The sequence below is a fragment of the Caulobacter flavus genome, assembly GCF_003722335.1.
GTDB classification, from domain to species: domain Bacteria; phylum Pseudomonadota; class Alphaproteobacteria; order Caulobacterales; family Caulobacteraceae; genus Caulobacter; species Caulobacter flavus.
This window is the reverse complement of the sequence record NZ_CP026100.1, coordinates 1,353,424-1,372,885: the sequence shown is the minus strand read 5'-3', so window position 1 is coordinate 1,372,885 and position 19,462 is coordinate 1,353,424. Positions and strand designations below refer to the sequence as shown.

At 69.0% G+C, this 19,462-nt stretch carries 15 protein-coding genes; 5 read left to right on the top strand and 10 right to left on the bottom strand.

The features are described 5' to 3' along the window. Positions 1–9: 9 nt before the first annotated feature. From C1707_RS06570 to tkt, 10 genes are all read right to left on the bottom strand, one after another. On the bottom strand, positions 10–1,776 hold the full coding sequence (locus tag C1707_RS06570; protein ID WP_101711125.1) for a glycosyltransferase: 1,767 nt from the start codon (positions 1,774–1,776) through the stop codon (positions 10–12). 52 nt (positions 1,777–1,828) lie between these two features. Then, positions 1,829–2,767 carry an NAD-dependent epimerase/dehydratase family protein gene (locus C1707_RS06565; protein WP_101711126.1) on the bottom strand — a complete coding sequence of 313 codons (939 nt, stop codon included), beginning with the start codon at positions 2,765–2,767 and terminating at the stop codon, positions 1,829–1,831. 22 nt (positions 2,768–2,789) lie between these two features. Next, positions 2,790–3,545 (bottom strand): ABC transporter ATP-binding protein, encoded by a 756-nt coding sequence (locus C1707_RS06560; RefSeq protein ID WP_101711127.1) that lies wholly within the window; start codon positions 3,543–3,545, stop codon positions 2,790–2,792. A 37-nt stretch (positions 3,546–3,582) separates the two neighbouring features. Further along, positions 3,583–4,410 carry an ABC transporter permease gene (locus C1707_RS06555; protein WP_101711128.1) on the bottom strand — a complete coding sequence of 276 codons (828 nt, stop codon included), beginning with the start codon at positions 4,408–4,410 and terminating at the stop codon, positions 3,583–3,585. Positions 4,411–4,415: 5 nt separating this feature from the next. After that, on the bottom strand, positions 4,416–5,897 hold the full coding sequence (locus C1707_RS06550; protein ID WP_164467295.1) for an aminotransferase class I/II-fold pyridoxal phosphate-dependent enzyme: 1,482 nt from the start codon (positions 5,895–5,897) through the stop codon (positions 4,416–4,418). Positions 5,898–6,020: 123 nt separating this feature from the next. Beyond that, the gene (locus C1707_RS06545) at positions 6,021–7,097 is read right to left on the bottom strand and encodes a GHMP family kinase ATP-binding protein (protein ID WP_101711130.1); all 1,077 of its coding nucleotides are present in this window, start codon (positions 7,095–7,097) and stop codon (positions 6,021–6,023) included. Between the two features lie 79 nt (positions 7,098–7,176). Then, positions 7,177–8,214 (bottom strand): AGE family epimerase/isomerase, encoded by a 1,038-nt coding sequence (locus tag C1707_RS06540; protein ID WP_164467294.1) that lies wholly within the window; start codon positions 8,212–8,214, stop codon positions 7,177–7,179. 266 nt (positions 8,215–8,480) lie between these two features. Next, positions 8,481–9,674: an HAD-IIIA family hydrolase gene (locus C1707_RS06535; RefSeq protein WP_101711132.1), complete on the bottom strand. Its 1,194-nt coding sequence runs from the start codon at positions 9,672–9,674 to the stop codon at positions 8,481–8,483. A gap of 19 nt (positions 9,675–9,693) precedes the next feature. Next, complete coding sequence (locus C1707_RS06530) at positions 9,694–10,818, bottom strand: NAD(P)/FAD-dependent oxidoreductase (protein WP_101711133.1); 1,125 nt, start codon at positions 10,816–10,818, stop codon at positions 9,694–9,696. A 19-nt stretch (positions 10,819–10,837) separates the two neighbouring features. Next, a complete protein-coding gene (gene tkt / locus C1707_RS06525; protein WP_101711134.1) occupies positions 10,838–12,805 on the bottom strand; it encodes a transketolase in 1,968 nt (655 codons plus the stop codon). Between the two features lie 199 nt (positions 12,806–13,004). Here tkt and C1707_RS06520 point away from each other — a divergent pair, with 199 nt between their 5' ends. From C1707_RS06520 to rfbA, 5 genes are all read left to right on the top strand, one after another. Further along, complete coding sequence (locus tag C1707_RS06520) at positions 13,005–15,041, top strand: NAD(+) synthase (protein ID WP_101711135.1); 2,037 nt, start codon at positions 13,005–13,007, stop codon at positions 15,039–15,041. 95 nt (positions 15,042–15,136) lie between these two features. Beyond that, on the top strand, positions 15,137–16,465 hold the full coding sequence (locus C1707_RS06515) for a mannose-1-phosphate guanylyltransferase/mannose-6-phosphate isomerase (protein ID WP_101711136.1): 1,329 nt from the start codon (positions 15,137–15,139) through the stop codon (positions 16,463–16,465). 148 nt (positions 16,466–16,613) lie between these two features. Next, on the top strand, positions 16,614–17,663 hold the full coding sequence (rfbB, locus tag C1707_RS06510) for a dTDP-glucose 4,6-dehydratase (protein ID WP_101711137.1): 1,050 nt from the start codon (positions 16,614–16,616) through the stop codon (positions 17,661–17,663). Further along, positions 17,660–18,544, top strand: coding sequence for a dTDP-4-dehydrorhamnose reductase (rfbD, locus tag C1707_RS06505; protein ID WP_240633883.1), 885 nt, complete (start codon positions 17,660–17,662; stop codon positions 18,542–18,544). Before rfbB ends, rfbD begins: the two co-directional genes overlap by 4 nt. After that, positions 18,541–19,416 carry a glucose-1-phosphate thymidylyltransferase RfbA gene (gene rfbA / locus C1707_RS06500; RefSeq protein WP_101711138.1) on the top strand — a complete coding sequence of 292 codons (876 nt, stop codon included), beginning with the start codon at positions 18,541–18,543 and terminating at the stop codon, positions 19,414–19,416. The genes rfbD and rfbA overlap by 4 nt, the downstream gene beginning before the upstream one ends. Positions 19,417–19,462: the final 46 nt, after the last annotated feature.

Here is a 19,462-nt window from a genome sequence, read left to right as displayed (position 1 = left end):
GTCTACCGATCAGTCGAAGGTGAGTTCATCGGCGCGGAGGAACCCGGTGTCGCGCGCCTGGGCTTCGAGCTGGGCTCCGACGCGGCGCTGACGCGCCGAGGATTCCGCTCGCAGGGCCAGTTCGGCGACGCCCTCGTCGCAGGCGTCGAGATATTCCTGGGCGACGTCGCCCCAGTCGCGACGCGCCACCTGGGCGTCGAAGAACGGCTTCTGGGCCGCCAGCAGTTCGGGACCACGATCCAGGCCGCGCTTGATCGCCTCGGCGATCGACGACACTTCCTTGGGATTGAACAGCGTCTGTTCCCACAGCGACTCGGGCAGGACGTCCTGCGTCACCGGGATGTCGGCCATCACGATCGGGGTGTCGACCGACAGCGACTCGCTGAACAGGAACGGGAACCCGCCCTCGAACAGCGACGGCGCAACCGTCAGGTCGGCCAGGGTGTACATCGCACCGTGCAGCACGGCGCTCATGCGCGGCAGGCACAGAACGTGGCCGTAGAGGTCGCGGTTGGCGATCAGGTCGACGATCTCGGGCGAATAGTTCAGGTCGCCCGTCAGCATCAGGATCAGGTTGCGGCCTTCGCTGCGCAGCTGGTCGATCGCGAGCAGCGTGCGCAGGATGTTCTTGTAGGGGCGGTTCTGCGTCGGGAAGTAGAGCAGACCGTCGCGGCGCTCCCAGTTGTCGCTGAGGGCGGTCAGCCAGCGGATCGAACCCGAGAAGCGGTTCAGCGAGGTGTCGGGGCTGACGATCACGCCGTTGGGGCGCAGGCGCGAGCGGATACGGCGGATCTCGGCCGGGCGCATCCGCGGCGGCACATAGCGCTCGAAGCTCGAACCGAAATTGGTCTCGTGCAGGAACTCGCGCCCGACCCGCGCGCCGGTCTCGCGCAGGGTCTCGCCGGGCTTGGCCAGCGGACGCAGGTATTGGTCGGCCGTCATCGGCGCGTGGTAGACCACCTTCGACTTGCGCTCGGGAATGCCCAGGCGCTGGTGGTGAACCTCGCTGATGTAGGGCGAGGGGCAGATGATCCGGGTGGCGTGCGCGGCGACGCGCAGGATCGACGAGGTGGCGGACTCGACGCCCTCGACCTTGTCGAACACCTCGGGAAACTCGAGGAAGACGATGTCCGGGATCTGCACCGTGATCGGCTTCTTCTTGATCATCCGGCAGAGATACCAGTTGCCGATCGGCACGATGCACGACTCGATCGACGGATCGTTGTCGATGTGGAAGGCCATCGCCTGGTAGGCGTTGTCGCCGGCCAGCTTGGTGAAGCGCGACTGGCCGACCCGGACGACCGAAAGGCCGGCGCGGACGAACAGCCGGGCCACGCGGGCCGCCAGCTTCACACCCAGGAAACCCGCCCCGCCCAGCGCCACGAAAGGCAGCAGGATCATCGGATGGACCGACGAGGCCGACCGGGCCACGAGCCAGGCGCTCATGCCCGACAGGCGTCCGACGTCGTTCACCTTGGGGCTGGCCTTGGCGTTGACCTTGCGGCCCGGCTTGGCTTCGCGGATCTGCGGGCCGAAGTAGAGCACGCTGACGGCGTCGCGGATGCCGTACATCCACAGCCACTCGTCGATCTTCGGCTTGGACCAGGACGGCGCGCAAATCACCGCCTGGGCCGAATTCCGGTCGCGCATCCCCATCACGAGGCGGGCGAGGTGCATGCCGATGCCCTCGCCGACCAGTTCCTGTCCCGGGTTCAGCTGCAGCCAGATCGCGACCTTCTTCGGCTTGGTCGGGTGCACGGTCTGTAGAGGCGCCATCAGCTGGGGATCCGGAAAGGGTGCGCGCGGGAAGGCGCGACCGGTATTGGAATTAGACGTTCGAGTAGCGGCTGTTGAGCAGCATTTTGTAGCCGCGCAGCAGTTCGCCGATGCCGCGGTCCAGATCCCAGTCCGGGGTCCAGCCGGTGGCTTCCAGCTTGGCGTTCGAGACGATGTAGTCGCGCTTGTCCGGGTCTTCGCCGATCGGGGCTTCCAGGAACACGAACTGCGGGACGTGCTTCTGGATCTGCGCGCACAGCTCCAGCTTCGACAGGTTCGCCGACGACAGGCCCACGTTGTAGGCGTTGTTGTTCATCGTGCCGTAGTTCTCGATGGCGTGCATGAACGCCTTCGCCACGTCGCGGATGTGGATGTAGTTCCGCTTGAAGTGGCCTTCGAAGATCACGACCGCGCGGTCGGTCACGGCGCGCCAGGTGAAGTCGTTGACCAGCAGGTCGATGCGCATGCGCGGCGCCATGCCGAACACGGTGGCCAGGCGAACGGTCACGCCGTTGCCGCTGTCGAGGATGGCCATTTCGGCCTCGACCTTCGAGGTGCCGTACAGCGAGATCGGACGCAGCGGGGTCTCTTCGGTGCAGAACTGGCCCTTTTCGCCGATGCCGTAGCCCGAGTTGGTGGTCGGGTAGACGATCTTCTGCGACGAGGAGAGGTTCTTCACGATCATCCGCACGGCGTCGGAGTTCGTGGTCTGGGCGTTCAGCGGATCCATCTTGCAGAGCGGCGCGCCGACGAGGGCGGCCAGCGGGATCACGATGTCGGCCTTGGCCAGCAGCGACGTGACCAGGGCCTCGTCACGGGCGTCGCCCTTCACGGGGTTGAAGTTCGGGTCGGCGCAGCAGGCGGCCAGAACGGTGTCGCCGCGCGGGAAGAGATCCAGGGCGTCGACCGCGTAGCCCTTCTGCAGCAGCTGCGGGATCAGGATCGAGCCGATATAGCCGGCCGCGCCGGTGATGAGCACACGTTGGGTCATGGAGCTACCTCAAGAGAATGGATTATTCGCCGGCGTCGGCGAGATACTGCGCGACCACGTCGGCGGGCTGGCCCTCGGCGACGATGCGGCCCTTGGACAGCCAGATCACGCGCGTGCAGACGTTCTGGATGGTCGCCATGTCGTGGCTGACCAGGACGAGGACCTTGGCGCTTTCGACCAGGCTGCGCATCCGTTCGGCCGCCTTGGCCTGGAAGGAGGCGTCGCCGGCGCTGAGCATCTCGTCGAGCAACAGGATGTCGCCCTGCAGATAGGTCGAGATCGCGAAGGCCAGGCGGACCGACATACCCGACGAGTAGGTCCGCACGGGCAGGTCGATGAAGTCGCCGATGGCGGCGAACTCGACGATCTCGTCCTCGCGGGCGCGGATTTCGGCCGGGCTGAGGCCCATGACCAGACCGCGGTAGAGGATGTTCTCGCGACCCGTGGCCTCGGGCTCGAAGCCCAGCCCGATGTCGAACATGCCCTGCACCCGGCCGCGCATCTCCACGACGCCGCTGGTCGGCTCGTAGATGCCGGCCATGGCGCGCAGCAGGGTCGACTTGCCCGAGCCGTTGCGGCCGATGATGCCGAGGCGTTCGCCGACGGCCACCTTGAGGCTCACGCCCTTCAGCGCCCGGACGAACTCGACCCGCGGCGCCTTCTGGCGGGCGCCGAACAGCGAGAACAGGCCCGCCTTGACGCTGCCGCGCGTGAGCGGGCCAACAGGATAGTCCAGAGCCAGGCTCTGGATTTCGATGCCGAGGCGTTCTTCGCGCATGCCGCCCGCTTCCCGATATTTGGACATCACTGCTGCCTCAGAAATAATGGATGAGACGGCGGCGCTCGAACTTCAGCCAGCCCAGGGCGACGATCCAGAGGCCCACGGTGTAGGCGCAAACCAGGCCCACGTCATAGAGCGACGGCAGACGCGAGTAGATCATGATGTCCCGGAACATGTCGCAGAGCGACGCGAACGGGTTCAGAGCGGTGAAGGTGGCCAGGCCAGGCGAGTCGTAGACGTGGCGCAGAACGATCACGGGCGTCATGTACCAGAGCAGGAACATGGCCAGGGTGATGGCCTGCCCGTAGTCGCGGTACTTCAGGTTGGCCACGGCGCTGATCGCCACGAGCGGCGTGGCGAACAGGAACATGAGCACGCTGAAGACCGGCCACAGGGCCCAGGTCCAGCTGATCGCCTCCCGGTCGAAGACCAGGATCACCAGCACGATGGCTATGTTGGCGAAGCAGTAGTTGACGAACAGGAAGGCCGTCGTCCGGATCGGGAACAGGATGTGCGGCAGACGGGTCTGCCGTAGATATCCCTCGGCCGCCTGGATCGAGCCGACCCCCTGGGAGACCGCGCCGCCGGCGAAGTCCCAGACCACGAAGCCGGTGATCACGTACATCAGGTAGGTCTGGATCGGCTGGTTGAAGATCCGAACCGCGACCGTCGACATGATGAAGCTGAAGCCGATCGGCCACAGCACCGCCCAAGCCATGCCCAGATAGGTCCGGCGATAGCGCGAGCGCAGGTCGGACGCGACCAGGTGGAAGATCAGGTGGCGGAAGCGGAGCCAGTCGCTCGCTTCCGCGAAGGCGCCGCCGCCGGGCGCCAGATTACGGTAGTTGCCGGCCTTCGCCATCGAGTTTACGCGTCCAGAACCGAGCGGAAGATGGAGGCGATCTTCGCGACGACTTCGGCGTCAACACGGCGCGAGGTCGGCAGATTCACGCCGGTCTGCGAAAGTTCGTAGCTGACGGGGCAAGGCCGCGCGTGACGGCGGTAAGCCGGCATCGCCGACAGGCCGTTGAAGAACGGCCGCAGGTCGATCGACTCGGCTTTGCAGGCCGCGATCAGGGCGGCGCGCTTGTCGGCCGGCACCAGGGCGCAGGCGAACCAGGTCACCGGCTGGTAGCGGTCCGGCAGCGCCGTCGGAAGCGTGACGCCCGGGATGCCCTCGAGGGCCGGGCGATACAGGTCCATCACGCCCTGGCGGTCCGACAGGAAGGTGTCGATCCGGTCCAGCTGGGCGCAGCCGACGGCCGCCTGCATATTGGTCATGCGGAAGTTGAACCCGGCCTCGTCGTGCCAGTAGCGGCGCGCGGGGTTCATGCCGTGGTCGCGCAGCATGCGCAGGCGCTCGGCGATTTCCAGGTTGTTGGTGAGGCAGATGCCGCCTTCGCCGGTGGTCATGATCTTGTTGGCGAAGAACGAGTAGCTGGCGATGTCCGAGAACTCGCCGACCATCTTGCCGTCGTAGCGGGCCCCGTGGGCCTCGGCGCAGTCCTCGATCACGTAGATGCCGTGGGCGCGGGCGACGGCCGCGATCTCGGTCATCGGCGCGGGACGGCCGAACACGTGCACCGGGATGACCGCGCGGGTGCGCGGGGTGATCGCCGCGGCGAACAGCTCCGCCGACATGCACCAGGTCTCGGGATCGACGTCGACGATCACCGGCGTGGCGCCGACGTGCATGACGGTGTTGATCGTCGCCGCGAAGGTCAGGTCGGGCACGATGACCTCGTCGCCCGGACCGACGCCGAGCGCGGCCAGCGCCAGATGCAGGGAAACGGTGCCGTTGGAGACCGCCACGCCGTGCTTCATGCCGTTCCAGGCCGCGAAGCGGGACTCGAACGAGCGGATGTATTCGCCAGTCGAGGAGATCCAGGTCGACAGGTAGGCGTCGGCCAGGTTGCGGAACTCGGCGCCCGACAGGTCGGGCTCGGCCACCGGCAGGAACTCCGCCAGCGGGTTGAGCTTGAAGGCCGCGATGCGGCCGTCGGCGTCCAGTTCGACGACCGCCGGCAGATCGCTGGCCTGGCCGTCGCGGACGACCTGAACGGGCTCGCGCATCAGGTCGGCGGCGCGCAGGGCGGCCCGGTAGGCGCCCGACTTCACCGCTTCGCGCACCGACTGGACGGTGACTTCGCCGACGACGCGATCGTCGGCGTCAAGCACCCAGCACAGGCTCTGGCCGCACTCGAGAGCGCGTTCGGCCGCGGCGAAAATGCCGTCGTTCACGCCCACGGTGGGCGCGCTCGCGACGGCGGGCGGGCGCTTGAAATCGACCCCGTCCATAACGGTCTCCAATTCTCGGAAGTCAGCCGTGAAGTTTTCGAGATCTTGCATTGAGCGCTTCATAGGTCAGGACTTTTGGCCCGGATGCGCCCGCGCGGTCTGTCTCTTAACGGCCTGCGATCGGGGATTTACATGAACGCGATTACAGGTGCAACCCGCCCGCGCCGGAGGATATTACGCTGCTCCAAGCTGAAGCTGGGGCAGTCGCAGGCCGGTGTAATTCGAGGTCAATTCGGGCCGGTGGAGGACCACCGAGCTGCCCAGATCCTCGAAGCGGAACGGCACTTCGACGGTCGAGCGGCCGGGCTGGAACTCGAAGCGCGACATGGCCTCGGCGACCGCGGCGCGGCGATCCGGCGGCACGAAGAACAGCAGGAAGCCGCCGCCGCCCGCGCCCAGCAGCTTGCCGCCGATGGCGCCGGCCTGGCGGGCCAGTTCGTAGGCCTGGTCGATCGGACCGTTCGAGACGCCGGTCGCCAGGCTGCGCTTGGCGCGCCACCCCTGGTCCAGCAGGTCGCCGAATTCGAGCAGCGAGACGCGATCGTCCTCCAGCACGCGACGGCCTTCGGCCACCATGCTGTAGACCTTCTCCATCTGCTCGCGCTTGTTGGCGAAGTTCTCGACCTTGTTCTTCTCGATCGAGCCGGCGTCGCGGGTGAAGCCGGTGAAGAACATCATCAGATGATCTTCGAGGTGACGCATGCGGTCGCCCGACACCTGGATCGGCGAGACCGTCAGGCCGCCGTCCTTGCCGAAGTCGATCTGGTTGAGGCCGCCGAAGGCCACGGCCGTCTGGTCCTGGCTGCCGACGGGCTCCTTCAGCAGGTCCTGCTCGACGCGGATGGCCTCGCGGGCCAGGCGCATCTTGGAGACTTCCTCGCCCGAATTGTGCCAGAGCGCGTGCAGCGCCGCGACCGTGAAGGCCGAGGACGAGCCCAGGCCCGAACGGGCGGGCAGGTCGGCGTTGTAGACGATCTCGTAGCCCGGAGCGTCGGTGCTGGTGTAGTTGCGCAGCACTTCACGCACCACCGGGTGGACGATCTCGTCGACGCTGCGGGTCTGCTCGATCTCGCGCCACACGACGCGGTAGTTGAAGTCGAACACCGGCGGCGTGTGACGCAGCGTGATGTAGACGTACTTGTTGATCGTGGTCGACAGCACAGCGCCTTCGCCATGGTGCTTGAACCAGCCCGGGTGATCCGTGCCGCCGCCGAAGAACGACACGCGCAGGGGTGTGCGGACGATGATCATGATCTTGACCTTGGTCTGATGGGCGCCTTGGCCGGTATGGTTGCACCCATCATCCGGCCATCGGCAACCAGTCTGTCGACTAGACGAGTTTAGGGGCGATACGGAGCGCTTCGGCGAAGGCGAGGAAGACGTGATACAGCGTCGAGGTCGGGATGTTGTCCAGACGCGGCTGGCCGTTCTCGTCGAACACGTCGATCCAGGCGCCGCGCGGCTCGACCGCCAGATAGCGGTTCAGCAGCAGGTTGCCGCTCTGGGCGAGGACCGGCACGGGATCCACGCCGTCGAGTTCGTACATGGCCACGGCGGCCTTCATGCGCTCGGTGTTGGGCCAGGTGCGCGAGGCGCGGTCCAGCGGCGCGCCGTCGTCGCGGACGCCGTTGTAGGTCGCGTGCGAGACGGGATCGACGCCGTACTTCTCGCCGAAGGCCACCGCGGCGCGGGCCAGGTCGGCGGTGTCGTCGCCCGTCAGGCGGCGATGGTTGACCAGGATCCAGGCCCATTCGAACTGGTGGCCGGGCTCGATCCAGCGCCCCTTGTCGCCGGCGGTGCGCGAGAGATCCTCTTCGAAGAACTCGGCCAGGGTGCCGCTCTCGATGTCGAAGAACTTGTCGCGGAACAGGCCCACGATCTCGCGGGCGACGCGCAGCATGTCCGCGTCCTGCACGCCCTCGTAGTTGGCCAGGCAGGCCTCGAGCAGGTGCATGTGCGGGTTCTGCTGGCGCGGGCCGACGGCCGGCTTCTCGTGCAGGAAGCCGCCCAGCGGATGGCGCATGTGGGCTTCGATATAGGCCAGGGTCCGGCGGGCCCAGGCATGGGCCTCGGCGTCGCCCGAGGCGCGATGGTACCAGCCCAGGGCGAACAGCACGAAGGCCTGGTCATAGAGATCGGGGGTCGCATCCAGGACGGCACCGTCGGCCGACAGGCGTCGCGCCCAGCCGCCGTCTTCGCCGAGCCAGGCGTGGGCGATCAGGTAGTCGTAGCCGCGCTTGGCCAGCTCCAGTCCCGGCTCGTAGCCCAGCTGGTACGCATGAGAAAACACATAGATCTGGCGACAGATCACGCGCACGCGGCGATAAGAAATCTCCGGCTGACCGCCTTCGCGGTCAAGAAATTCCATGTAGGAGCCTTTAGGATCAATCCCAACGCTGCTCCACAACGGCAGCGCATCTTCGAACATCCACTTGGAGATATTCGCGAAGACGGAACGGTCCATGACTTCCCTAGGGTCTGATTGCCAGCGGGGGTCACTCCTGCCCGAATCGCCCACGATTAGCAACCGTCAGCCCGGCGCAATCGATGCGAGCAGTGTTAAGATCGGTCACGCCATGGTTTGACGTGTCAGGGAGCCGACGGAAGGGCCGATCCCCGGCCCTTCCGGCGCGGTCAGGCCCGCGGAACGACCAGGGCGGCGAGGTCGCCGCCGTCGTAGAGCCGCCCTTCGACGCCCATGGCCTCGGCGGCGGTCACGTCGCTGGGCTGGTCGCCGATCATGATCGAGCGGTCCAGGTCTATGCGCCATTCGGCGCACGCGCGCTTCAGCATGCCCGGGTTGGGCTTGCGATCGGGATGGTCGGCGTGGCGATAGTCCTCGACCACGGCGTCGGCGTGGTAAGGCGAGAAGTAGAAGGCGTCGATGTGCGCGCCGACGGCAGCCAGTTCGTTCTGCATGTGGCGGTGGAAGGCGTGCATGGCCGCCTCGTCGTAGAGTCCCCGCGCCAGGCCCGACTGGTTGGTGACGACGATGGCCAGGCGGCCGGAGTCGTTGACGGCCCGCACGGCCTCGACCGCGCCCGGCATCCACACCAGGTCCTGCGGACGGTGGGTGTAGCCCTCGTCGACGTTGAGGGTGTTGTCGCGGTCGAAGAACACCGCGGCGCGGCGGGTATGGACCGGCATCTCGCGCCGCCCCTGCTCCAGCGTGTCGGGCAGGCCGATGTCGAGGAAGTAGCCGTCGAAGTTGGCGCAGGCCAGACGGTCGGCCGCCGCCAGCTGCGGGAAGATGTCGGACTCGATCGAGCAGGGCGAGGTCTTGATCAGATCGAGGATCTCGCGGCGCACCATGTAGACGCCGCCCGAGATCCAGGCGGGGCCGTTGGCGTCGGGGTTCTTCTCCTCGAAGCGGCGAACCCGGCCCTCCTCGGCGAAGACGGCCCCGTAGCGGCGGGCGTCGTCCACCCGGCGCAGGGCCAGGGCGGCCACGTCGTTCTCGCCCAGCGCCGGCTTCAGCGCCAGGTAGTTGAAGTCGAAGAACGAGTCGCCGTTCGACATCAGGAACACCGGATCCAGACGATCGGCGACGTGGAGCAGCGCGCCGGCCGTGCCGGCCGCCTCGGGCTCGCGCACGCAGGAGACGACGCAGTCTCGGAAGCGGGCGCCCTGGTAGCGCTCCTCGACCAGCTCGCCCAGATGGCCGGCGACCAGCAGCACTTCCTGCACGCCGTGGCGGGCGAGGTTGTCGATCAGGTAGTCCAGGAACCGGGTGTCGCCGTCGATCGGCATCAGCGGCTTGGGCGTGTTCTTGGCGAGATCGCCGAGGCGGGTGCCTCGGCCGCCCACGAGAATGACGGCTTGCCTCATCTTGGGCTCCGAACCTTGCTTAAAGAGTGTCGCTGACCAGATCGCGAACGCGATCGGCGATGGCCATGGAGCTGGTCAGGCCGGGCGACTCGATGCCGAACAGCTGGACCAGTCCCTCGATCCCGCTCTCGGCCGGACCATGGATCAGGAAGTCGGCCGCGGCCTCGCCGGGACCGCTGAGCTTGGGGCGGCAGCCCGAATAGTCGGGCGTCAGCGCGCCGTTCGGCAGGCCGGCCCAGTAGCGGCGGATCACGTCGTAGAACCCGGCGGCGCGGGCGATGTCGACGCGATAGTCCACCTGCGCCGGATCGATGGTCTCCAGCCATTCCACGTCAGGACCGAAGCGCATGCGGCCGCCCAGGTCGAGCGTGACGTGGACGCCCAGGCCGCCGTCGACCGGGGCCGGATAGATCAGCCGCGAGAAGGGCGAGCGGACCGAGCAGCCGAAGTAGGAGCCCTTGGCCAGGCGCGGACGCAGGTCGGGCGCGGGCGCGGCGATCAGGCTGGCCACCGCCGGCGCCTGCAGGCCCGCCGAATTGACCAGCACCCGGCAGGTAAGGCGCGTCGGCTCGGCCCCGCCGACCTCGACGGCGAAGCCGCCGCCGGCCAGCGGCTCGGCGCCGGCCAGCGGCGCGTTGAGGGCCAGGGCGCCGCCGGCGTCCTCGATCTCGCCGAGCAGAGCCAGCATCAGGCCGTGGCTGTCGATGATGCCCGTTTCCTCGGAGCTCAGCGCCGCGACGCAGAACAGCGCCGGCTCCAGGGCCATCGCCTCGGCGCCCGAAAGCGGCCGTACGCCCTCGACGCCGTTCTTCTCGGCCTGGACGCCGATGGCCTCGATCTTGGCGGCCTCGGCGTCGCTGGTGGCGACGATCAGCTTGCCGCAGCGCCGGTGCTCGACGCCCCGCTCGCGCAGATAGGGATAGAGCTTCCGCCGCCCCTCCACGCACAGCAGGTGCTTGAGGCTGCCATGCGGATAGTACATGCCCGCGTGGATCACCTCGCTGTTGCGCGAGGAGGTGCCCGTCCCGATGGCCGGGGCGCTCTCAAGCACCAGAACATCACTGCCGGCGCGCGCCAGCGCCGCGCCGCAGGCCAAGCCCACGACGCCCGCGCCGATCACCACCGCATCGAAATCGAAAGCCATGACGCAGCTACGGCGAGGCTCAGCCCGCCGCCGCCTCGACCACGGCCTCGGTGGTGATGCCGAACTCCTTGTACAGGCGCTCGAACGGCGCGGAGGCGCCGAAGCTCGTCATGCCGACGAACTTGCCCTCTTCGCCGATGAAGCGTTCCCAGCCCTGACGGATGCCGGCCTCGACGGCCACGCGCACCGGCGCCGAACCGATGGTCGCCTTGCGGTAGGCGGCCGGCTGCTGGTCGAACAGCTCCCAGCACGGAACCGAGACCACGCGGGTCGGCTTGCCCTGCGACTGCAGCACTTCGCGGGCGGCCACGGCCAGGCCGACCTCGGTGCCGGTGGCGAAGATCGTCACGGCCGCCTTGCCGCCCTCGGCGGCCAGCAGCTCGTAGGCGCCCTTGGCGACCTGGTTCTCGCCGGCGGCGACGCGCACGTGCGGGGTCTTCTGGCGCGACAGGCACATCACCGACGGGGTGGTGTTCTGCTGCAGGGCCACCTGCCAGGCCTCGGCGGCTTCCACGGCGTCGGCCGGGCGGAAGACCAGAAGGTTGGGGATGGCGCGCAGGCTGGCCACCTGCTCGACCGGCTGGTGGGTCGGGCCGTCCTCGCCCAGGCCGATGGAGTCGTGGGTCATCACGTGGATGACCTTGGCCTGCATCAGGGCGCCCAGGCGGATCGCCGCGCGGCTATAGTCGGCGAAGGCCAGGAAGGTGCCCGAGTACGGGATCACGCCGCCGTGCAGCGCCATGCCGTTCATGGCCGCGGCCATGCCGAACTCGCGCACGCCGTAGTGGACGTAGCGGCCGGCGTAGTCGGGGGCGTCATAGGCGCCCATGCCCTTGACCAGGGTGTTGTTCGAGCCGGTCAGGTCGGCCGAGCCGCCGATCATTTCCGGGATGGCCGGGATCAGCTGGTCCAGGGCCGAGCCCGAGTGGACGCGGGTGGCGTTGACCGGCTTTCCCTCGACGGCCGCGGCGATGTGCGCCTCGAGCTTCTCGAAGGCGTTCGCCGGCAGCTGGCCCTTGACCACCGCGCGGGTGAACTCCGCGCCCTTGTCCGAGGCGGCGACGGCGGCTTCCCAGGTCTTGCGGACGCGGGCGCCGCGGCGGCCCACGCTCTTCCAGGCCTTGGCGATGTCGTCCGGCACGGTGAACGGCGCGGCGTCCCAGCCCATGGCGGCGCGGGCGGCGACGATCTCGCTGTCGAACAGGGTGTAGCCGTGGCTGTGGGGGTCGCCTTCCTTCGGACCGGCGCCCTTCGAGATCAGCGTCTTGCACGCGATCATGGTCGGGCGGTCCTGCTTGGTCGCCCAGCGCAGGGCCGCGGCGATCTTGCCGTGGTCGTGGCCGTCGACGACCTTCACGGCCCAGCCGGCGGCCTTGAAGCGGGCGACCTGGTCGCCGGTCTCGGCGATGGTGGCCACGCCGTCGATGGTGGTGTTGTTGTCGTCGAACAGGACGGTCAGCTTCGACAGCTTCAGGCGGCCGGCCAGGCTGATGGCCTCGTGGCTGACGCCTTCCATCAGGCAGCCGTCGCCGGCGATCACCCAGGTGCGGTGATCGACGAGGTCCTTGCCGAAGCGGGCGGCCAGGTGAGCCTCGGCCATCGCCATGCCGACCGAGGTGGCCAGGCCCTGGCCGAGCGGACCGGTGGTGGTCTCCACGCCCGGGGTGTGGTGCACTTCGGGGTGGCCAGGGGTCAGCGAGCCCCACTGACGGAAGTTCTCGATCTCCTTCATCGTCACGGCCTTGTAGCCGGTCAGGTGAAGCAGGCTGTAGAGCAGCATCGAGCCGTGGCCGGCCGACAGCACGAAGCGGTCGCGATCGGCCCAGTCCGGCTTGGAGGCGTCGAACTTCAGGAACTTGCCGAACAGCACCGTGGCCACGTCGGCCATGCCCATCGGCATGCCCTGGTGACCCGACTTGGCCTTGTGCACGGCCTCCATCGAGAGGACGCGGATGGCGTCGGCCATCTTGATCGGCGAGACGGGCATGGGCTCTGGCTCTTCGGCTTTATATGTCTGTGGACGGCGGGGCGACCGCGCGGCCCGCACGTGACACGCGAGACCGCCAGGGTCAAGCAAGCTGGCCGAAACCTCGCCGTATGCGGCCGCTATGCAACGGCGCGCGGACCGGATATAGCTGGAGGCAGACTTATGCTCATTTTCAGCATAACCTCGAAAGGTCGACCACGTGGGTAGTCCGTCGTTCTTCTCGCCCTATCGCCACGGTTTCGTCCGGGTCGCCGCCGCGGTGCCGAAGGTGAAGCTGGTCGATCCGGCCCGCAACGCGCGAAGCGTGCTCGACCTGGTCCGCCAGGGCCACGACCAGGGCGTGGCGGTGATGGCGTTCCCGGAACTGGGCTTGACCGGCTACTCGATCGACGACCTGCTGCAGCAGGACGTGCTGCTGGACGCCGTCGAGGCGGCGATCGCCACCCTCGCCGAGGAAAGCCAGAAGCTTTCCCCGCTGTTCGTGGTCGGCGCGCCGCTGCGCGACGGCGGGCGGCTCTACAACACCGCCGTCGCCATCCAGGCCGGCAAGGTGCTGGGCGTGGTTCCCAAGAGCTTCCTGCCCAACTACCGCGAGTTCTACGAGCGCCGCTGGTTCACGCCGGGCGCCGGGGTGACGGGCAGGACCCTGCGCCTGGCCGGCCAGGCGGTCCCGTTCGGAACCGACGTGCTGCTGCGGGCGGAGGGCCCGGCGCCCTTCACGGTCGGGATCGAGATCTGCGAGGACGTCTGGACGCCCAATCCGCCCAGCACCGCCCAGGCCCTGGCCGGGGCCGAGATCCTGCTGAACCTGTCGGCCAGCAACATCACCATCGGTAAGTCGGAAACCCGACGCCTGCTGTGCGCCAGCCAGTCGTCGCGGGCGATCGCGGCCTATGTCTATTCGGCGGCCGGCGCGGGCGAGAGCTCGACCGACGTGGCCTGGGACGGCCACCTCGACATCCACGAGATGGGCGCCCTGCTGGCCGAGACCGAGCGCTTCTCGACCGGCCCGACCTGGACCTTCGCCGACGTCGACGTCGCGCGCATCCGCCAGGAGCGCATGCGGATGGGCAGCTTCGGCGACGCGATGGCCCTGGCCCCGGCGGCCGTTCCGTTCCGCATCGCGGCGTTCGACTTCACTCCGCCGGCCGGCGACCTGGCCCTGGCCCGCGCGGTCGAGCGCTTTCCGTTCACGCCGTCGGATCCCGCCAGGCTGCGCGAGAACTGCTACGAGGCCTACAACATCCAGGTCCAGGGCCTAGCCCGGCGCCTCGAGGCCTCGGGCCTGAAGAAGCTGGTGATCGGCGTCTCGGGCGGCCTGGACTCCACCCAGGCCCTGCTGGTGGCGGCCAAGGCCCTCGACCAGCTTTCCCTGCCGCGCGCCAACATCCTGGCCTACACCCTGCCCGGCTTCGCCACCTCCGACCGGACCAAGGACAACGCCTGGGCGCTGATGAGGGCGCTCGGCGCCACCGCCGCCGAACTCGACATCCGCCCGGCCGCGACCCAGATGCTCAAGGACCTGGGCCACCCGTTCGGGCGCGGCGAGCCGGTCTACGACGTCACCTTCGAGAACGTGCAGGCGGGCCTGCGCACCGACTACCTGTTCCGCCTGGCCAACCACAACGCAGCCCTGGTCGTCGGCACCGGCGACCTGTCTGAGCTGGCGCTGGGCTGGTGCACCTACGGGGTCGGCGACCACATGAGCCACTACAACCCCAATTGCGGGGCGGCCAAGACGCTGATCCAGCACCTGATCCGCTTCGTGGCCCATTCGGGCGACGTCGACGCGGCCACCACCGCCCTGCTGGAAGACATCCTGGCCACCGAGATCTCGCCCGAGCTGGTGCCCGGCGAGCAGACCCAGGCCACCGAAAGCTTCGTGGGCCCCTACGCCCTGCAGGACTTCAACCTCTATTACCTGAGCCGCTACGGCATGGCGCCGTCGAAGATCGCCTTCCTGGCCTGGAGCGCCTGGCATGACGCGGACGCCGGCGGCTGGCCCGTCGGCCTGCCGGAGGGCGGCCGCCGCGCCTACGACCTGGCCGAGATCAAAAAGTGGCTGGAGCTGTTCCTCAAGCGGTTCTTCGCCAACCAGTTCAAGCGCTCGGCCGTGCCGAACGGGCCGAAGATCTCGTCCGGCGGCGCGCTGTCGCCCCGGGGAGACTGGCGGATGCCGTCGGACGCCTCGGCCGACGCCTGGCTGGCCGAGCTGGCGACCAATGCGCCAGGCTGAAGCCTCCTTGAGGCGCCCCTGTCGCACCACGGCCAAGTCGCCACTATAAAGTGCTCGCAAAGCGCGGCCGAACGCGGACGCGGTGAGGGACCCTCGTGACGAAGCTCTATCCCGTGATCCTGTGCGGCGGTTCGGGCACCCGCCTGTGGCCGGCCTCGCGCCTGGATCGCCCCAAGCAGTTCCTCAAGCTGTTGGGCCCCCACTCCAGCTTCCAGGAGACCCTGCTGCGGGTGCGCGACCTGGCCGCCGGCCAGGAGATCATCATCGTCACCGGCGCGGCGATGATCGACTTCGTGCGCGAGCAGGCCCGCGAGATCGAGACGCCCGTCGTCGTCCTGCTCGAACCCGAAGCCAGGGATTCCGCGCCCGCCGTGGCCGCCGCCGCGGCCTATGTCGAGGCTCTCGACCCCGACGCCGTCGCCCTGATGCTGGCCGCCGACCATCACGTGGGCGAGGTCGAGCTGTTCAAGGACGCCGCGCGGCTGGCCGCTCATGCGGCGAGCAAGGGCCTGATCGTCACCTTCGGCGTGCGCCCGACGGGCCCGGCCACCGGCTTCGGCTACATCCGCCCCGGCGCGGCGCTCGACGCCGAAGGCGTGTTCAAGGTCGCCGCCTTCGTCGAGAAGCCCGACCTGGACCTGGCCAAGACCTATGTCAGCCAGGGCTATCTGTGGAACAGCGGCAACTTCGCCTTCAAGGCCTCGACCATGCTGGCCGAGCTGGAGAACTTCGAGCCCCTCATCGCGCGGGCCGCCCGCGACGCCGTGGCCAAGGCCGAGCGCGCCGATCCCGACGGCCTCTGCCTTAAGCTCGATCCGGCCAGCTTCGCCCAGGCGCCCAGGAAGTCGCTGGACTACGCGATCATGGAGCGCACTCACCTGGCGGCGGTGGTGCCGGCGGCGTTCAGCTGGTCGGACCTGGGCGCCTGGGACGCCATCTGGGGGGCTTCGCCGCAGGACGGCCACGGCAACGCCGCCCAGGGCGACGTCACCCTGGTCGACACCCGCGGCGTGCTGGCGCGCTCCACCGGGCCGTTCGTCGGCGCCATCGGCGTCTCCGACCTGATGATCGTGGCCGAACCGGACGCCGTGCTGGTCTGCCGCCGCGACGACGCCCAGGCGGTCAAGACCCTGGTCGACCGGCTCAAGGCCAACGGCCGCGACCTGGCCCAGCGCCACCCCGTTTCCGAGACGGCGGGCCTGGAGCGCCGGGTGCTCAGCAAGTCGGCGCAGGTCAGCGTCGAGATGTGGCGGCTGGCGGCGCGGACCCAGGTGGCTCTGCCGGGCGCGCGGCTCCAGCTGCTGCAGGGGCGGGTCAAGGCCGGCGACCGCGAACTGGCGCCGGGCGACTACGCCGCCCTGGCCCAGGACGAGGCCGCTACCGCCCTCACGCCCGCCACGGTGCTGGTCACGCTCTTCGCCTGATGGGCGGCGGCGGCGCGCGCCTCTGCGGCCGCAACCCTCCGCTTGTGACGGCGCGGGCGCTCGCGTATTGGCTAGCCATGCTCATCGAAGCGCCTTGCAGGTCGGCCGCCAAGCGCTCGCGCCGTGCGTCCGTGAAGAGGTCCCAGGCTTGAAACTCCTGATCACAGGCGGCGCCGGCTTCATCGGCTCCACGCTCGTCCGGACCGCCCTGAACGCCGGCCATTCGGTCATCAATGTCGACGCCCTGACCTATGCCGGCGACCTGGCCAACCTGGCCGAGGTGGAGAGCCATCCGGCCTATGCCTTCGAGCAGGCCGACATCGCCGACGGCGCGGCCATGGCCGCCGTCTTCGACCGCCACGACCCCGACGCCGTGCTGCACCTGGCCGCGGAGTCGCACGTCGACCGCTCGATCGACGGCCCGCTGGCCTTCGTGCGGACCAACGTCATGGGGACGGCCTTGCTGCTGGAGGCCGCCCGCGCCCACCTGGGCCGGCTGGATCCCGAGCGGGCCGCCCGCTTCCGCTTCGTTCATGTCTCGACCGACGAGGTATACGGCGCGCTCGGTCCCGACGACGCTCCCTTCGACGAACGCTCGCCGGTCGACCCGACCTCGCCCTACTCGTCCAGCAAGGCCGCGTCGGACCTGTTGGCCCGGGCCTGGGGACGCACCTACGGCCTGCCGGTGATCGTCACCTCGTGCTCGAACAATTACGGGCCGCGCCAGCACCCCGAGAAGCTGATCCCGACGGTGATCTTCAACGCCCTGGCCGGACGCCCCATCCCGGTCTACGGCGACGGCCGCCAGGTTCGCGACTGGCTGCACGTGGAAGACCACGCCGCGGCCCTGCTGCGCGTGCTCGAGGCCGGCGCTCCGGGCGAGACCTACCTGATCGGTGGCGACGCCGAGCGCGCCAACATCGACTTGGTTCGCACCATCTGCGCCGCGCTCGACCGCATCCGGCCGGGCAACACCCCGCGCGAGGACCTGATCACCCACGTCACCGATCGTCCGGCCCACGACCGCCGCTACGCGATCGACGCCGGCAAGCTGCGGCGGGATCTGGGCTGGTCGCCGGCCATGACCGTCGAGGAAGGCCTGGAACGAACCGTGCGCTGGTACCTGGACAACGACCGCTGGTGGGACGCCTTGCGCGCCAAGGGCTTCGCCGGACAGCGACTGGGCGTGACCGCGTGATCCGGATCCTGCAGTTCGGCGCCACCGGCCAGGTCTCGCGGGCGATGATCGCCGGCGCGCCGGGTCGCGCCATCCTGACCCCGCTGTCGCGCGCCGACGTCGACCTGGCCGACGAGGCCGCGATCGAGGCGGCCATCGCGGCCGCCGACTGCGATCTGGTGGTCAATTGCGCCGCCTTCACCCTGGTCGACAAGGCCGAGGCCGAGCCCGAAGCGGCCCGCGCCGCCAACGCCCTGGCGCCGGCCGCCATGGCCCGGGCCTGCGCCCGGCGCGGCCTGCCGCTGGTCCATCTGTCGACCGACTGCGTGTTCGACGGAACCCTCGACCGCGCCTATCGCGAGGACGACGCGCCCAACCCGCTGTCGGTCTACGGCGCGACCAAGCTCGACGGCGAAACCGCCGTCCTGGCCTGGGAGAAGGGCGTCGTGCTGCGGGTCTCCTGGGTGTTCTCGCGCTTTGGCCGCAACTTCATCCGCACCATGCTGCAACTGGGACGCGCGCGCGACGAACTGCGCGTCGTGGCCGACCAGTACGGCTGCCCGACCGACGCCGTCGCCCTGGCCGACTTCATCCTGGGCGCGGCGCCGCGCTGGGCCGGCGCCGCGCCGGGCGATGCGGCCTTCGGCCTGTTCCACTTCACCAACGCCGGCGCGACGTCGCGCCACGACCTGGCCGCGGCCGCCCTGCGGCAGGACCCGCTGACGCGGGCCCGGCTGTCGCCGATCGCCAAGCGCGACTTCCCCGAACCCGCCGCGCGACCGCTGAACGGCGCGCTCGACAGCGGCCGGGTTTCCGCCGTGTTCGGCTGGCAAGCCGAACCCTGGGCCAGCGCCGTCGCGCGGGCCGCCGATCAGATCATCGCCGAAGGACTGGACGCATGAGGCGCGGGATCATCCTGGCGGGCGGCTCGGGCAGCCGGCTGGCGCCCCTGACCCTGGCCGTCAGCAAGCAGCTGCTGCCGGTCTACGACAAGCCGATGATCTACTACTCGCTGACCACCCTGATGCTGGCCGGGGTGCGCGAGGTCCTGATCGTCACCAATCCGCATGACGAAACCGCCTTCCGGCGCCTGCTGGGCGACGGCGCGCGGCTGGGCCTGCGCATCGAGTACAAGCCCCAGGCCTCGCCAGACGGCATCGCCCAGGCCCTGATCCTGGGCGAGGAATTCCTCGACGGGGCCGACAGCGTCGTCGTGCTGGGCGACAACATCTTCTTCGGCGCGGGCTTCGCCGACCTGCTGCAGCGGGCCTCCGGGCGTGCGGCCGGCGCGACCGTGTTCGGCTACAGCGTGGTCGACCCCCAACGCTACGGCGTGGTGGAGATCGGACCGGACGGCAAGGCCCTGAGCATCGAGGAAAAGCCCCTCAAGCCGCGCTCGCGCCACGCCGTGACCGGCCTCTACTTCTATGACGGCCGGGCGCCCGCCATCGCCCGGAGCCTGAAGCCCTCGGCGCGCGGCGAACTGGAGATCACCGACGTCAACCGCGTCTATCTCGACGCCGGCGACCTGACCGTCGAGCGGCTGGGCCGGGGATACGCCTGGTTCGACACCGGCACCCACGACTCCCTGATGGAAGCCGCCGAATACGTGCGCGCCATCGAGCTGCGGCAGGGTTTCCGCATCGGCTGCGTCGAGGAAGTGGCTTTCCAGATGGGCTTCATCGACGCCGATCAGCTGCGCGCCCTGGCCGGCGAGGCGCCCAAGACCGGCTATCATCGCTATCTGCGTCAATTGGCCGACGGCGAAATCTGAAATCCTGGCGCGGCGGGTCCCGAGGGGCTAAACCCGCTGCAAATCT

Coding starts and splice junctions, on each gene's coding strand:
- C1707_RS06570 (WP_101711125.1), bottom strand. CDS start 1,776: ATGGCGCCTCTACAGACCGTGCACCCGACCAAGCCGAAGAAGGTCGCG.
- C1707_RS06565 (WP_101711126.1), bottom strand. CDS start 2,767: ATGACCCAACGTGTGCTCATCACCGGCGCGGCCGGCTATATCGGCTCG.
- C1707_RS06560 (WP_101711127.1), bottom strand. CDS start 3,545: ATGCGCGAAGAACGCCTCGGCATCGAAATCCAGAGCCTGGCTCTGGAC.
- C1707_RS06555 (WP_101711128.1), bottom strand. CDS start 4,410: ATGGCGAAGGCCGGCAACTACCGTAATCTGGCGCCCGGCGGCGGCGCC.
- C1707_RS06550 (WP_164467295.1), bottom strand. CDS start 5,897: ATGCAAGATCTCGAAAACTTCACGGCTGACTTCCGAGAATTGGAGACC.
- C1707_RS06545 (WP_101711130.1), bottom strand. CDS start 7,097: ATGATCATCGTCCGCACACCCCTGCGCGTGTCGTTCTTCGGCGGCGGC.
- C1707_RS06540 (WP_164467294.1), bottom strand. CDS start 8,214: ATGGAATTTCTTGACCGCGAAGGCGGTCAGCCGGAGATTTCTTATCGC.
- C1707_RS06535 (WP_101711132.1), bottom strand. CDS start 9,674: ATGAGGCAAGCCGTCATTCTCGTGGGCGGCCGAGGCACCCGCCTCGGC.
- C1707_RS06530 (WP_101711133.1), bottom strand. CDS start 10,818: ATGGCTTTCGATTTCGATGCGGTGGTGATCGGCGCGGGCGTCGTGGGC.
- tkt (WP_101711134.1), bottom strand. CDS start 12,805: ATGCCCGTCTCGCCGATCAAGATGGCCGACGCCATCCGCGTCCTCTCG.
- rfbA (WP_101711138.1), top strand. CDS start 18,541: ATGAGGCGCGGGATCATCCTGGCGGGCGGCTCGGGCAGCCGGCTGGCG.